General features: G+C 61.1%; 12 protein-coding genes. 2 read left to right on the top strand and 10 right to left on the bottom strand.

Going from position 1 to position 15,329, the window contains the following annotated elements; translation table 11 throughout:
• Window positions 1-3: 3 nt before the first annotated feature.
• The 5 genes from DTJ15_RS05705 to DTJ15_RS05685 form a co-directional block, all read right to left on the bottom strand.
• On the bottom strand, window positions 4-1,431 hold the full coding sequence (locus DTJ15_RS05705) for a sigma-54 dependent transcriptional regulator (RefSeq protein ID WP_248630674.1): 1,428 nt from the start codon (window positions 1,429-1,431) through the stop codon (window positions 4-6).
• Window positions 1,432-1,440: 9 nt separating this feature from the next.
• Window positions 1,441-3,798: an ATP-binding protein gene (locus DTJ15_RS05700; RefSeq protein WP_081562827.1), complete on the bottom strand. Its 2,358-nt coding sequence runs from the start codon at window positions 3,796-3,798 to the stop codon at window positions 1,441-1,443.
• A gap of 17 nt (window positions 3,799-3,815) precedes the next feature.
• Window positions 3,816-4,556 carry a helix-turn-helix domain-containing protein gene (locus DTJ15_RS05695; protein WP_043558012.1) on the bottom strand — a complete coding sequence of 247 codons (741 nt, stop codon included), beginning with the start codon at window positions 4,554-4,556 and terminating at the stop codon, window positions 3,816-3,818.
• Entirely contained in the window at window positions 4,556-5,605 is a 1,050-nt protein-coding gene (dusB, locus tag DTJ15_RS05690) for a tRNA dihydrouridine synthase DusB (protein ID WP_249109639.1), read from the bottom strand. The genes DTJ15_RS05695 and dusB overlap by 1 nt, the downstream gene beginning before the upstream one ends.
• Window positions 5,606-5,692: 87 nt before the next feature.
• On the bottom strand, window positions 5,693-5,974 hold the full coding sequence (locus DTJ15_RS05685) for a hypothetical protein (protein WP_043558447.1): 282 nt from the start codon (window positions 5,972-5,974) through the stop codon (window positions 5,693-5,695).
• A gap of 139 nt (window positions 5,975-6,113) precedes the next feature.
• Here DTJ15_RS05685 and DTJ15_RS05680 point away from each other — a divergent pair, with 139 nt between their 5' ends.
• Together DTJ15_RS05680 and DTJ15_RS05675 are read left to right on the top strand one after the other, a co-directional pair.
• Window positions 6,114-7,172: a quinone-dependent dihydroorotate dehydrogenase gene (locus DTJ15_RS05680; protein WP_043558005.1), complete on the top strand. Its 1,059-nt coding sequence runs from the start codon at window positions 6,114-6,116 to the stop codon at window positions 7,170-7,172.
• A 30-nt stretch (window positions 7,173-7,202) separates the two neighbouring features.
• Window positions 7,203-8,729 (top strand): glycosyltransferase family 2 protein, encoded by a 1,527-nt coding sequence (locus tag DTJ15_RS05675; protein WP_043558002.1) that lies wholly within the window; start codon window positions 7,203-7,205, stop codon window positions 8,727-8,729.
• A gap of 99 nt (window positions 8,730-8,828) precedes the next feature.
• On the opposite strand, the gene DTJ15_RS05670 is transcribed toward DTJ15_RS05675, so the two are convergent.
• The 5 genes from DTJ15_RS05670 to DTJ15_RS05650 all read right to left on the bottom strand — a co-directional run bounded on the left by DTJ15_RS05670 (window position 8,829) and on the right by DTJ15_RS05650 (window position 15,292).
• Window positions 8,829-10,259 carry a sugar porter family MFS transporter gene (locus DTJ15_RS05670; RefSeq protein WP_043557999.1) on the bottom strand — a complete coding sequence of 477 codons (1,431 nt, stop codon included), beginning with the start codon at window positions 10,257-10,259 and terminating at the stop codon, window positions 8,829-8,831.
• 115 nt (window positions 10,260-10,374) lie between these two features.
• Window positions 10,375-11,775, bottom strand: coding sequence for a sugar porter family MFS transporter (locus DTJ15_RS05665; RefSeq protein WP_052348889.1), 1,401 nt, complete (start codon window positions 11,773-11,775; stop codon window positions 10,375-10,377).
• Window positions 11,776-11,966: 191 nt separating this feature from the next.
• On the bottom strand, window positions 11,967-12,488 hold the full coding sequence (locus DTJ15_RS05660) for a Fur family transcriptional regulator (protein ID WP_043558441.1): 522 nt from the start codon (window positions 12,486-12,488) through the stop codon (window positions 11,967-11,969).
• 26 nt (window positions 12,489-12,514) lie between these two features.
• Window positions 12,515-13,447: an RNase adapter RapZ gene (gene rapZ, locus DTJ15_RS05655; RefSeq protein ID WP_373364573.1), complete on the bottom strand. Its 933-nt coding sequence runs from the start codon at window positions 13,445-13,447 to the stop codon at window positions 12,515-12,517.
• A gap of 96 nt (window positions 13,448-13,543) precedes the next feature.
• Window positions 13,544-15,292 carry a sensor histidine kinase gene (locus DTJ15_RS05650; RefSeq protein ID WP_081562831.1) on the bottom strand — a complete coding sequence of 583 codons (1,749 nt, stop codon included), beginning with the start codon at window positions 15,290-15,292 and terminating at the stop codon, window positions 13,544-13,546.
• Between the last annotated feature and the right edge of the window lie 37 nt (window positions 15,293-15,329).

The raw sequence follows: 15,329 nt of genomic DNA, 5'->3' as shown, positions 1-15,329 counted from the left end.
TCATCATTTCCCACCCTGCCCGTCACGTTCGGACGGGGCAGCAGACCGATCTTCCTGTGTTACACCAAGCTGCTTGAGTTTGCGGTGCAGTGCGCTCCGCTCCATGCAGACAAAATTGGCTGTCCGGCTGATATTGCCACCAAAACGCATCAGCTGGACCTGCAGATACTGTGTCTCGAACTGGTCCCGAGCCTCCCGCAAAGGCAGGCTCATCACATCAGCACCAGCTGTCAGGCAGGTCATGGAAGGAGCCCCCTCCCGGACTGCCTCTGGCAGCATGTCTGCCCGTATGACGTGCGGGGTGTCACCATCCCCACCGGGGGCCAGAATGAGCATCCGTTCCATCAGGTTCCGCAGCTCACGCACATTCCCCGGCCATTCGTAAGTCTGGAGACAGGCCAGAGCATCCACGGCAAGTGTCCGGACCGGCAGGCCGGAAGACCGGGCACAACGTTCCAGAAAATGCTGCGCCATGACCGGAATATCTTCTGGTCGCTCCGAAAGAGCCGGAACCTGAAGGGGCACGACGGCCAGCCGATAATACAGGTCCTCCCGGAAACGGCGCCGGACAATTTCAGCCTGAAGGTCCCGGCTGGTGGTCGCCAGCACCCGGACATCCACCTTCACGCTGTGATTGCCACCCAGACGCTCGAACGTATTGACCTGAAGCGCCCGCACGATCTTGCCCTGTGTCTCCAGCGGCATGTCGGCCACTTCATCCAACAGCAGGGTGCCCCGATGGGCACGCTCCAGCAGGCCCGGACGGCCCGGCCTGTCACCGGCTCCCTCAACCCCGAAAAGTTCTTCCTCCAGATGCTCCGGGGCCAAAGCGGCACAGTTCAGCACCACGAAAGGGCCCTCCGCCCTTTTGGATTCAGCGTGGATGAGCCGGGCCACCACCTCCTTGCCCGCACCGGCAGGGCCGGTGATAAGAACACGGGAATTGGTAGGGGCCACACGGTTGATCTGCCCCCGCAGCGCATTGACGAGCGCACTGTTGCCCATGAGCGTGCTCTGCTCTCCGGCTCTCAGGCGCAGCTCGGCATTTTCCTTGCGCAGCCGGGCTGCCTCCAGCGCCCGACGGACAATGACCAGAAGACGGTCCGACTGGAAGGGCTTCTCCAGAAAATCATAAGCCCCCTGATGCAGGCTGGAGACGGCCGTCTCGATCGTTCCGTGCCCGGAAATCATGATGACAGGCACATCCGGCTGCTCCTCCCGGAACAGACGCAGCAGGGCCATGCCGTCCAGACGGGAGTTCTGGAGCCAGATGTCCAGTATCACCAGCGAGGGCCGATTCTCCCGGAAAACCCGGATGGCCTCATCAGCCTCCGCAGCTCCACAGGTCACGTAGCCATCATCCTCCAGAATCCCGGCAAGCAGGAGGCGGATATCCGGCTCGTCATCAACGATCAGAATTTCATGCTCCATGGGATACCTTCATGCTTTGCTCACGCCCTCTGCTGCAAGCCCCCTGCCCACCAGCGGGAGGATGAGTGCCACCAGGGTGCCAGCCGTTCCCACATCTCCGGTACCGGCAAGCACCCGGCGCTCTTCCTCTGTCAGGGACCGCAGGTGCAGCCGCCCCTTATGGGCCTCCATCGCCCGGTGAACAATGGCCAGCCCCAGCCCGGTCCCCTTCTCCTTGTGGGTCACGTAAGGCTCTGTCAGACGCTGATGCTCCCCAGCGGGCAGCCCCACGCCGTTATCAGCCACACCAATGATTGCCGCTTCATCCTCAAGCGTCAAGCGGAGGACAATCCAGCCCAGCACGGGCTGGTCCACCCCCAGGCGCCGCCCTGTCATCAGGATGGCATCTGCTGCATTCTGTAGCAGGTTGATAAGAGATTGACCAATCAGGCGATGGTCACACCGCACCATGACCGGCCCACCAGCCGGGACATCCAGCCGATACGCTATCTCCGGATGGGCATTCTGCTGGAGGAACAGCGCCTCACGACACAGGCGGACAAGGTCATGCTCGGCCATCTCTGGCTGGGGCATACGGGCAAAGGATGAGAACTCATCCACCATGCGCCCGATATCCCCTACCTGCCGCACGATCGTGCTGATGAGCTGATCGTAGATTTCCGGATCGCTGGTAATCTCCCTGTAAAAACGCCGTCTCAGCCTCTCAGCCGCCAGCTGGATGGGGGTCAGTGGATTCTTGATTTCATGGGCGATGCGACGGGCCACATCGGCCCAGGCGGCCTTGCGCTGGGCTACCTGAAGGAGGGTGATGTCATCAAAGGTGACAACATATCCCCCCCGGCCTTCATGCCCGTTCTGCTCCGCCACGGCAGAGACGAGCAGGGTCCGTCCGGCTCCGGCACCACCCCCGCCTCCTGGCCCACCCGGCGCCCGGGCACTTTCAGTATCGATCTGGATTTCAGCCCCATGCTCCTTCTCGGGATGCTCTTTCACAGCCTGAAGCAGAGTGGCGAATTCGGGCACATGATCGACCAGAGGGCACCCCTTGGCCTGTTCCAGGTCCCGCTGAAGAATGGAGGAGGCAGCCCGATTGGGAAGTTCGACAGTCTGGTCATGGTCCAGCCCGATCACACCGGCAGACACACCAGCAAGAACGGTCTCCGTGAAACGCCGCCGTTCGTCAATCTGGTCATAAGCCTGCATCAGCTCAGAACGCTGGCTGGCCAACTGGCTGGCCATCAGGTTGAAGGCACGGGAGAGGGCCACCAGCTCATCCTCGCGAAGGCCACGGCTTTCCACAGGGACCCGTGCCGTCAGATCCCCCCGGGAAATGCGACGGGCTGCCCGGATCAGAAGGCTGAGGGGCCGGGTGATCCTGTTGGCCTGGGACAGGCCGCTGAGCATTCCCACCGCCAGCACCAGCAGACCCATCAGCGCCAGAATCACGATGAGTGTCAGCTGGGTCTTGCCACGGTTGTTGAGCATCCGCTGATAATCCTGCACCAGCGTGTCTGTCCGTGTCATATGGTGGAGGATGTCCGGGTCCACTGGCCGGGTAATGACCAGCATGAGACCAGAATTGCCCCCCAGCGAGACAACCCCCCGCACCAGCTGCGCCTCTGGCTGGTCCAGAAGCACGACTTCTCCTGTTCTGGCCATGGCCGCCACAGACCGGGGCGGCAGCTCCTTTTCCGGGTCCCCTGCCCGGATGGCCATGAGCCCCCCCGTAGCGATGATCCTGTAGGTGATCGGATTGAAAATGATCGCATCATTCAGTCCCCGTTCCGTCACCTCATCTTCCAGCAGGGCCTGAAGGCGTGGCTGGTCGTGGAACAGGTCCGTCCCGTGGGCGAACATCTCGTCGTTCTGGACTGTCAGAAGCGTGTTGGCCAGGGCAAAGGCCTCTGTCCTCGTATTCTCATTATGCTCCCGCAGATATCCTGCCGCTACGGAACGGGCCTCGCTCAGGGCCGTGTTGACCCGGTTTGAAAACCAGATCTCCACACCATAATGGAAGAACAGGGCCGAAAGGGCACCGACCATCAGTGTAGGCGCCACGGCCACCACGCCAAACAGCATGACAAGCTGGCTGTGCAGCCGGGCCCCGGCCTGCCCCATGCGCCGTGCGGCCAGCATCCGGCCGATCTGCCGTACCCCGGCAGCACCGATGAGCATGAGCGTGATGAAATCCAGCAGGAAAAGCAGGGCCTGCGCCCGTGGTACCCGGGCCAGTGAAACACCACCCGCAAGGACGATGAATGTCACGAACGTGAGGACCAGCGCCACGACCGTCAGCACCACCACGCCATCAGGGCTGGTCAGACGCCCGAGAGAGGCCCGCATCCTGCTGGCAAGACGTCTGATCATCACGGTATCTTTCCTGCTCAACGGTCCCCCGGCTTCGCTCCGGGCCGGGGGACAACGATATGAAGTTCCCTGATGCGCTTGCGCAGGGTGTTGCGGTTCAACCCCAGCAGAGCAGCGGCACGGAGCTGATTCCCACCCGTATGCTGGAGGGCCATGGTGATGAGGGGACGTTCCACTGCTCCCACCACGCTGCCATGCAGGTTGCAGCTGCCCGCCTCCAGCCCTGCCCGTACATAACTGCGCATGACCGGCTCGAACATCGCTGCCAGCCCCCCGCTCCGGTCACCGGAAAGAGCCCGCACGGCCCGCAGACGTTCCGGCCCGAGGCACTGCTCCATCGGCAGGGAAGCCAGCCAGTGCCGCAGGCCATCCTCCAGCCCTCCGTGACGCAACAGGGTCGCCTGGTCATGCCGGCTGGCCACCACGATACGCACGGCCTCCTCCCGCCGTGCCGGCGGCCTGTGGGCCAGAACAGCCGCAAAACGCTTCTGGAGTGTCGGGCACAGGCAATCCAGCTCATCCAGAAGAAGCGTGCCGCCACGGGCCTGCTCCAGCCAGCCATTGCCTGCCGTACCAAACAGCCGCTCCTCCCGCAGGGCACGGGGAACAGCCGTCAGCCCCGCAACGACAAAAGCTCCGCCTGCACAGGAACTGTGGGCGTGAATCCTCTGGGCCACGTCCAGACGCTCCTGCGAGCTGGCACCATGCAGGAACAACGGGCGCAGCGCACGGACTGCCCGGGCCGTCGGCTCACCCATCACGCCACATGCCGGGCAAGAGCCCCTTCCCGATCACGCACGATGCCAGCCGCGATGGCGTCATCATAGAACCGCTCCAGCAGAGCAATGACAGCAGGAGCGGAATCCAGCCGGTTCACCTCCGCCCGGAATGCCGCCGACCCCGGAAGACCGGCGGAATACCAGGAGACATGCTTGCGGGCGAGGCGCAGGCCCGGTCGCTCCCCAAAATGGTCCATCATCATGTGATAATGTTTCAGGACAATCTCTTTCTCCGTTGCGAGATCGGGGTCTGGCACGTCCACGCCGCTCCGCAGGGACTGGGTCAGCTGGGCGAGGAACCAGGGCCGCCCATAGCAGCCCCGCCCCACCATGATGCCGTCCGCCCCCGAATCCGCCAGGGCCTGACGGGCCGAGGCCATGCTCACGATGTCACCATTGACGATCACCGGAAGCCTCACCGCCTCCTTGACCCTGCGGACAAACTTCCAGTCCGCCCGGCCATTGTAGAACATCTGGCGGGTCCGACCGTGCACCGTGATCATGCGGATGCCGACATCCTCGGCAATACGGGCCAGGACAGGAGCATTGAGATGCTCATGGTCCCATCCCATCCGCATCTTCAGCGTCACGGGGACATCCACCGCCTTCACTGTCGCCTCCAGCAGGCGGGCGGCGAGAGCTTCATCCCGCATGAGGGACGATCCGGCCATCTGGCCGATGGCCACCTTCTTGACCGGACAGCCGAAATTGATGTCCACGACATCCGCACCACCCGCCACGGCGATCTTTGCTGCCTCTCCCATGGCCTGCGGGTCACACCCCGCCAACTGTACGGCATTGACACCACCAGCCCCGGCGCTGCGGGCCATGCTCAGGGTCCGCTCATTCTCCCGTACCATCGCCCATGAAGCGATCATCTCCGAAATGACAAGCCCCGCTCCCAGCTCTCTGGTCAGCCTGCGAAACGGCAGGTCCGTGACGCCGGACATGGGAGCGAGGATGACAGGGTCATCAATCACGCAGCCCGTCCCCAGAGTGATGGGCGGCAGAGGAATCGGCATTGGCATGGATACGGGATACCTGTCAGGTTTTCGTGGAGCAGACCGGGGCGGGATTTTACAGTTACGGCCTTCAAAGCGCAAATGGCGGCTGCCTCACCCCTGCCTGCGCCGCCGGGCCCGCCTCATGGAAAGAATCTCCCGGTCATGACGCTGTTCCCCAGCCGGTGTGACCTCAAAACGTCCGTCATCCCTCTGCCGGGCCAGCCCCATGCCAGCCAGCCGCAGCAGGCAGGACCGGTCCTTGAGAGGGGCCCGGAAATCGGGCATCCGCCCTTCCGGCGGGGGGCCGACCGGGCGGCCCGTTTCACCGCTCAGCACAAGCCGGTGCAGGGCCGAACGGCAGCAGGTTTCCAGGTACAGGTCATCCCAGCTCATGGCTCCGGCTCCCGTTTCATCGACATGGCGCAACTCCCTCTCTGCAAAGCCACACAACAGTCATCAATACCGCAAATTGTCTTGACAAGAACGACCATGCGTTCTGAAAGGTTCTTAACTGTCAGTAAGGGAAGAGTGAATGCTCGATATCGGAAAAACAGCCACGTGGCTTCTGCGCCGTCTCAACCCTGAAACTGCACATGAGCTTGCCATCCACAGCATTGCCCACGGCCTCGCCGGTCGCGGCAAACCCGATCATTCGGCCCTCCGGACGGAAGCTCTGGGTCTTTCCTTCCCCAACCCGATCGGCCTTGCAGCAGGGTTCGACAAGAATGCCCGGGCCGTGCGGGGGCTGGCCAGACTCGGCTTCGGCTTTGTGGAGACCGGCACGGTCACACCCCGGCCCCAACCGGGCAATCCCCGGCCCCGCCTGTTCCGTCTGGTCGATGACCACGCCATCATCAACCGCATGGGCTTCAACAGCTGTGGGATTGACCGGTTCTGCCAGAACCTGACACCCCTTTTCCGCCCGGACGGGAATGGCACCGTAAAAGCCGCCGGTGTTCCGCTGGGAATCAATCTGGGCATCAACAAGACAGGGGCAGACCCGCTTGTGGACTACCCCGCCCTGGTAGGCCGGACGAAATCCTACGCCGATTATATCACCATCAACCTCTCCTCCCCCAACACCCCCGGCCTGCGGGACCTTCAGGCTACCGACATGCTGGCCCGCCTGCTGGATGCCATACAGACCGCCCATCCCGACCGCCCCCCTTTGCTGGTGAAGCTTGCCCCTGATCTTGAAGATGACGCCTATGGCCCCATCCTCCAGACGGCACTGGACGGTGGCGCTGATGGTCTCATTCTCACCAACACCACGCTGGCCCGTCCCGCCAGCCTGACGGACCCTCACCGTGAGGAGGCCGGAGGCCTCTCCGGTGCGCCACTGGCCGAACGGGCCCGCCATGTGCTCCAGCTCGTGAGCGACCTGAACAATGGCCGCCTCTGCCTCGTTTCTTCCGGCGGCATCGAAACCGGAAAAGACATTCTCGAGCGTCTGAAAATGGGGGCGGACCTCGTACAGGTCTACACGGCCTTCATCTACGAAGGGCCCGCCGTCCTCACCCGGCTGAAGCAGGAGCTGCTGCACGAGATGAGCCGCTCCGGCATCCGCACCCTCGCCTCTCTCCGGCGCTGAATCACCGTAACGCAGGGGCCACGTAGCACCATGAAGACTGCTCTGGTCGGCATCGTCAAAAACGAAGCACACGACATACTGTACTGGCTGGCCTGGCATGCCCTCCTCGGTGTGGACAGTTTCATCCTGTTTGATGATGATTCAGATGATGGCACGAGGGATCTCATCACGGCCGCCAGCCTGCACTGGGATGTGCGCCTTTTCCATATCCGTGAGCACAGCCTTGACCTGTCCAGCCAGGACCATGCAGAGCGCCAGAGACAGGTCTATCTTGATGCCCTGTCGGCCATTGCCATGGATGAACAGTCTTACGACTGGGTGGGTTTTCTGGATACGGACGAATATGTCAGGCTGTACGCCCACGAAACCCTGCCGGAATTTCTGGAATCATTGCCTGCCGATGCCGGTGCAGTAGCCCTGCACTGGCAGGTTTATGGCCATGACAACCACATCACGACACCCAGCCTGCCGCCTTTCCACAGTTTCAGCCGCCACAGCACGGCGGGAGAGGCCATCAACCGGCATGTAAAGAGCTTCATCCGCCCTCATTGCTGGAAGAAAGGCAAATGGGTCAATGTCCATTATTTTGCGCTGGCCGAAGGGCGTTATGTCACCTCATCCGGTGCGCCTGTTGCCTGGTCTGCCGTACCCGGCATTACGGTGGGGTATCCTGACTGGGCTGTTGCCAGCCTGATGCATTTCCAGCGGCGCAGTCTGGAACAGTTCGTCAAACGGGTCCTCAACCGCAAAGACCTCCAGCTCACCCTTTCAGACCACCAGCTGGCCCAATGGAACGACATTGAAGACACGGTCCCCCGTGAAAAGACGTCGGACGTTCTGCGCTGGGTCAGGCCGGTCATCACGGCAGGGGCCATGACCGTGCTGGAAGAGATGCGGCGTCAGCACCCTCCCATCCCCGGCCTGACTCCCCCCTCAACCCGGCAGAATCCGGCTGGCTTCCGGGTCTTTTCCCTGCATCCGAAGGATGCCCGCCATCCCGGTCTCGTCAATGATCTGCTCCAGGACCTTGGCAGTGCCGAGCAGCAGGGGGGTGAGTTCCAGCTTTTCCTGATCCAGAGCCTGATCCATCCCGAAGCCGCCTTTCTGTTCGGCCTAGATGAAAAGGACAGGATACGGGACTTCTTCATCCTGCATGATGGCCGCCTCACCGGCCTGCCCCGCTACGACATCCTGCCTGTCATCGAACAGACAGCCATTGCCCTGAGGCAGCATGGGGGCCAGAAACGTTTTCTCTGCTCTCCTCCCACGGAACCAATGGCGCCTGACAGGCAGGCCGTCAGCCTTTGGGAATGTTTCATCACCATTCCTCAGGAGACCACACCCTCAGGGGCCTCCTGGTTGAGCCTGTCGCCCTTCAACCTGCTGGAGATGGCTCTGGGCGCTCCAACCTTCACGCTGGACACCATTTCCACCCTGACAGCCATCGACCGGGAAACCACCGTATGGCTTCTCCCTCTTCTGGCCCTCCATTTACAGGCGCCACAATACAGGGAACTGCACAGCCATCTGGGCGCCTTGGCCCCCTTCATCCTGTAAGAACAGGGAGGGCAGGCCCATTCCCTTCATTGAAAAAGGCTCACCAGAGGACTGGTGAGCCTTTTTTCTCTTCGTGCCAGACAGGCTGACCGCCATGGCTCAGCGCCCAAGTTTGCGCAGCTTCACGCCACTCATCAGCCGTTCTTCAATCTTGGCCAGAGACATGCCTTTGGTCTCCGGCACGTACAGATATGTCAGACCAATGAAAATGAAGTTCAGAACGGCCAGAAGCCAGAACGTGCCAGAGGCCCCAAAGGCCTCCATCAGCGGCAGAAAGCTGACACTCACGCCCATATTGGCCAGCCAGTTCATCAGGGTAGAAGCGGACATGCCGAAATTGCGCCCCTGAATGGGCTGGATCTCTGCACACAGCACCCACATGAGCGGCCCCGCCGACATGGCATGACCAGCGCAGAAAACCATCAGCACGAACACGGCGATCATCTGGGAAGCCTGCTCCGCCATACCCTCATGCAACAGGGCTGCAAGAGCCCCCATTGTCAGCGCCATGACGGCAAAACCGACATAAAGAATGGGCTTGCGGCCCCAGCGATCCACCAGACCAACCGCCACGAACGTGGCCAGCATGTTCACCAGCCCGATGATGGCCGTACACCAGACCTGCGCATGTGTATCAAAATGGGCAGCCTGAAGAATCTTCGGAGCATAAAACATGACGATGTTGATGCCCGCCAGCTGCTGCATGGCCTGAAGGCCAATACCCAGCAGCACGGAACGACGGAAATTGCTGTTGCGCTTCAGCAGTGCCCACCCTTCCTGCTTCGTTTCCAGCTGCTGGCGGATGGCCTGAATCTCCTTGGCGGCCTCCAGCGGGTCATCCCGCAGGTCCAGCAGGATTCTCCGCGCCTCCTTGTGGCGGCCTTTCATCACCAGCCAGTGCGGACTGTAAGGCAGGAACAGAACCCCGATAAGAAACAGCGTTGCCGGGAAGGCTGCAAAAGCAAACATGCTCCGCCAGCTGCCACGATAGGAAAAATAGGCATCAGCCAGAAAAGCCACGAATATGCCGATCGTCAGCATAAGCTGGTAGGTGGAGATCATCGCACCACGGGTATCTTCACTGGCAATTTCAGAAAGATAGAGCGGCGCCGTAAAGGCGGACAGCCCGATGGCATAGCCCATCACAACCCGGAAGGAGATCATGGAGGCGACAGACCAGCTCAGGAAGCAGCCCAGTGCCCCAATCACGAACACTGCGGCCCCGCAGATCAACGCCCGCTTGCGCCCGACCTTCTGGGCCAGCTTGCTGGCACTCACCGAGCCAAGGGCCGCACCGGCCATCATGGCACTGACAACCCATGAGAGCGCCAGTGTGGAAGGATGAAACTCCCGGGAAAACAGATCCAGCGCACCGGAAACCACGCCGATATCAATACCAGACATCAGCCCCGCAAGGGCCGCAACACCACCAATGACAAGAATCTTGAATTTCGTGGGATCGAAAAATGACGCATCGTCATCATCGCCTGTCCCTGGGGATACAGAACGGGGATCAACTTCATCTACCATGTAAAGGGCGCAACCTCCCTGATGCAGACCAGCCCCACCGGCCAGACACGAAACCGGGCAGAAGAGACGGACTGTCCCTCCTGCCCGGCAGTGCATGAACAGGGCTGATCTTCAATCAACTACCAAGATCACGCAGTTTTACACCACTCATGAGGCGCTTCTCAATAGTTTCCAGCGAAACATCCTTTGTTTCTGGAACGAAGAGATAAAGTAACACGACACAGATGGCGTTGAATCCGGCAAACAGCCAGAAAGTATTGGGGCCGCCAATCAGCTCCAGCACACTGAGGAATGTCGTGCCGATAAGAAGGTTGCTCAGCATGTTTGTCCCGGTAGAGATGGAGATGCCAAGGCTGCGCCCTGCGGCAGGCTGGATCTCCGAGCAGATGACCCACATGAGCGGCCCGGCGGACATGGCGAACCCACCCACGAAGATGATGATCATGCCAAGAGCCAGAAGCTGAAGAGCAAGGGTCGTCGTCCCGTACCACAGCAGGAAGGCAAGAATGGCCATGCTGGCTGCCATGCTGGCATACCCGGCATAGAGGATCGGCTTGCGGCCCCAGCGGTCGGAATAACCAACGGCCACAAATGTCATCAGCACGTTCACAAGGCCGATCAGCGCCGTACACCACATCTGGGCCTCAAGGCTGAAATGGGCTGTCTCCAGAATACGCGGGGCGTAGTACATGATGATGTTGATGCCAGCGAACTGCTGCATGACCATCAGCAACATGCCCAGTCCGAGGGAACGGCGGTAGTTGCTGTTGGTCCGCAGCAGCTTCCAGCCCTCTTCCTTGGTCTGCAACTGCTCGCCAATGGCCTTCAGCTCCTGCCGGGCCTGGGACGGCGCATCACGCAGCTTTGTCATCGTCTCCAGAGCCTCTTCCTCACGGCCCTTGAGCATCAGCCAGCGTGGGCTCTGCGGCAGGCAGAGGAAAATCACCAGAAACACGACAGCCGGCACGGCCTCTACCACCATCATGGAGCGCCATGCACCGGAGGGGGCGAACCAGCTGTTGGAGAAGAAGGCCAGGAAAATACCGATCGTCTTGAGCAGCTGGTACAGCGAGACCATGGCACCACGCTGTTCCGTCCGGGCTACCTCGGAAAGATAAAGTGGCGTGCAGAAGTCGGAAAGGCCCATGCCCATGCCCACCAGCACACGGCAGATGATCATCATGGTGATGGACTGGGAAGCCGCACAGCCAGCCGCCCCTATGGAGAAGAAAGCCGCAGCGGTCGTCAGCGTGTATTTGCGGCCCAGACGCTGGGTCAGCTGTCCCCCTGTCAGGGCGCCAATCGTGGCGCCGACAAGCATACCCCCAACAATCCACTCCAGCGCCACGGTGGAGGCATGGAACTCGATACCAAACGGCCTCAGCACACCGGAAATTACCCCGATGTCCATACCGCACATCAGCCCCGCCAAAGAGGCAAGAATGCAGATGAAGAGCACTCTCCGCCTGGCAGCGGGATCCACAGCAGACCGTGGAGATTCAGCTGTCCCGTTCATAACAATCGGACCTTTATTACTGGAGGGAAAACTCCCTGAAGAGAATCTTCCATATCATAAAAAACAATTTAACCTACGCACCATGACTGACCACAGGATCACAGTTCTGAGAGGTCGCATAACTCCCTGATCTACCTGATCTTTCAGAAAGACAAACCATATGTCTGCATGGCAGGAAAACAGGGCAGGCCTTAATTTTCCCTTACCTTCCTTTCTCCGGCGCAACGGGCACAGACTCCCTCAATCTCCACCGTGGCGGCCTCAGCCCGAAACCCCTGCCCCCGGGCAGACTGCAACAGCACCGCCGCCACAACATCCTGCTCCAGCTCCTGCACCTGACCACAGCTCCGACAGATCAGGAACTGGGCCCTATGGGCACCCCACGCACCATGGGACGTGCAATGCTCTTCACAGTCCAGCCGGTGATGACAGCCCACAAAGGCGCTCAGGCGCTCTATCCGGTGGATCAACCCCTGCTCCAGCAGAAAATCCAGAGCCCGATAGACGGTCGGCGGCACGGCCCTCGGCTGATAGGCCCGCAAAAGGGAAAGAATATCGTAAGCGCCCAGCGGTCTGGTTTCCGAAAGAACAAGTCCCAGAACCAGGCGGCGGACCGGGGTCAGTTTCTGCCCGTGATGTCGGCACCAGCAAGTGGCCTCTTCCAGCCGGGCCATGACATCCCGGCTGAACGCCGGCCCGCCCGGTTCCTCCATCCTGTCCGGCTTCCCATGCGCCGCCTTCATGCCGTACCATCCAATGGTGGCACGGCCCAGCGGCATGAGGCCAGTCCGTTGCGGGCCAGCTCCCGATGCAGCACCATCACCGGGGCCCGAAGCTCCCCGATCATCGGGTCGGCTGCCAGGTCCTGTGCCAACGCCTCCACGACCGTGACGGAACGATGCCGCCCCCCGCTACAGCCAACGGCAATGGTGACGTATTTTTTCCCTTCCTGCGCAAAACGGGGCAACACGGTCTGCACCAGCCCCAATACATGGCTGTAAAAAGGCTGGTAGAACGGATCCGCCTTCACATACTCCGCCACGCTGGCCTCCAGCCCCGTATGGGGCCGCAGCTCCTCATCATAATGCGGATTTCTCAGGAAACGGGCATCCAGCACGATATCTGCCTCCCGCGGCAGACCTGCCGGATAGGCAAAAGACATGAGTGCCACGGACAGCATGGTCCCAACCCCGGCACTGAAACGGGCCTCGATCATCTGGCGCAGGTCCGGCAGGGGCAGGTCACTGGTATCTATCACGAAATCAGCCACGGCCCGCAGCGGTTCCAGCAGTCCGGCCTCCTGCTCCAGCGCAGGGCGCAGGCCACCTTCCCCGGCGAGAGGATGGCGCCGCCTTGTGGCGGTGAACCGGCGTAGCAGGACATCATAATCCGCCGTGGCAAAAACCAGCTGAGCCGAACAGTCTGGTTCACGACGGGCCAGTGTCAGAAAATCCACGATCCGATGGGCATCAAACCCCCGGCTGCGCACGTCCACCCCGATGGCCAGACGGGACCCTGTCCGGGTAATCAGCGCCTCAAACAGGTCCAGCGGCGGATTGTCCACCACCTCGTAATCAAGGTCTTCCAGCATATGAAGGATGGAGGCCTTCCCGGCGCCGGAAAGACCCGTCACCAGAACAATACCCCGTGAAGACCGGCCCTGCATCCTCATACCCATGACCTGTTTCCCTGCATCACGCTGGCGGAACTGCCAGCGCAGTGGAGCATATCACAGTCTCCAACCCACAAGAAACAGACCCCCGCCTGCCTACTCCGGAACAGGCGGAAGTGCCGCAGCCGTAAAGCGGGGCAGACGGATGACAAAGCGGGCCCCACAGATGCGGCTCTGCTGGGTTTCCGGATCCAGCTCTTCCCGGTTCTCTGCGTGCAGGGTTCCCTCGAAGGCCAGAATGATCTGCCGGCTGATGGCCAGCCCCAGGCCGGAATGCTTCCCGAAATTCTCCCCGGGGGGACGTTCCGAGTAAAAGCGCTCAAATATGCTGTCCAGCTTTGCAGGCGGTATGCCAGGCCCGTCATCCTCCACGGCAATCTCTATGGTCGGGCCACCGGGGTAGATGGTGCCATCTTCGGCCAGCTTCGGCAGCCCCTTCATGACACGGACAGCAAGCCGGATGATACCATCCGGCGGGGAAAAGGACTTCGCATTGCCGATCAGATTATGCAGGACCTGGACAAGCCCATCCCGCCCGACCATCACATTGAGGGGTTCTTCCCCTTCCGGAATGGACAGCACCAGCCTGGCAGCATGCTCCTTGCGGGTGGCCTGGTTCACCTCGACAAACAGCTCCAGCAGCGCCACGACATCAACCACCACACGCCCGCCCCGCTTGAGCTCTCCCTCAACCCGGCTGGCAAAGGAAATGTCCGCTATCAGCCGTTCCAGCCGCTGGACATCCCGCCCGAGGATACCAAGCAGCCGGTCCCGGGCCTGAACATCCGCAATGCGGGGCAGGGTATCCAGAGCCGAGCGGATGGAAGACAGAGGATTCTTCAGCTCATGGCTGACTTCCGATGCAAAACGTTCCACATCATCCATTCTGGCCCACAGGGCCAGTGCACTCTCACGCAGGGTCCGGGCGAGTTCACCAATCTCATCCCGGCGGCTGAGCAGAGCATAGGGCAGACCATCCACCCGCCCCTGCCCGGGCTCACGCATCTCCCGCGACCGCACGACAAGGCGACGCAAGGGCCGGGACAGTGTCATCGCAAAATACCACGACAGCAGGACGGCAGCTCCCATGCTCATCAGCATCATGATGACGATGACCCATCGCACCTTGATGATGGCCCGATCGATATCCGCATTGTGACGGGTCAGCTGAAGGACGCCGACCGTCTCCCCATTCACCACGACGGGCGCCACAACGGTCATGACCAGCTCATGCTGGGCAGTCTGCCGAATATAGGGTGGCAGGTCCTCCCGGGCACTGAGATGGACATCCTCACCCGTATCCTGCCCGAAATTCTGTGATGTCGTCGAATTGTCCAGAGGGACATCCCCCTCTCTGGTCCTGAGAGGAATCAGGGACAGGACCCAGCCATAAATACGGTCAACCACATTGACATTCGGCTGCCAGCGGGTGCCGGATGCCGTCAGGACGCCGCCCCTGGCGCTTTCTGTCAGCAAGGACCCGTTGGGCGCATAAAGCCGGACCTGCGCATTGCGGCTGAAACGGATCATGTCATCCAGAAAAAGGTGGGCCACCTTCGTATCCAGCTCGACCTCCCCGCTTTCAGGATCGACCTTCTGCGCCTGCTGGAGAACAGAGGCATAAATGCGGGCCTGCTCCCGCAGGCTATCCACACTGTCATTCAGCAGCGTGTTGCGTACCTCATTGATGGAAAGAAGCAGCCCCCCCATGAACAGCAGCGGCAGAAAATTGACCAGCAGAAGCCGGCTCGTCAGCGGCGAAACCCAGCGCCGCAGCCGCACGGCACGCAGATACTCCCAGGTGCTCCGCAGGGGGCTTATCAGCTCGTCATGCCCGGTAATCATGACAGAACCCTGCCAGTGCCGACAGACATGATCTCTC

The sequence above is a fragment of the Parasaccharibacter sp. TMW 2.1891 genome (assembly GCF_023337675.1).
GTDB lineage: Bacteria > Pseudomonadota > Alphaproteobacteria > Acetobacterales > Acetobacteraceae > Bombella > Bombella apis.
Note: the sequence above shows the minus strand (reverse complement) of the source record. Positions and strands in the feature narration are given on the sequence as shown.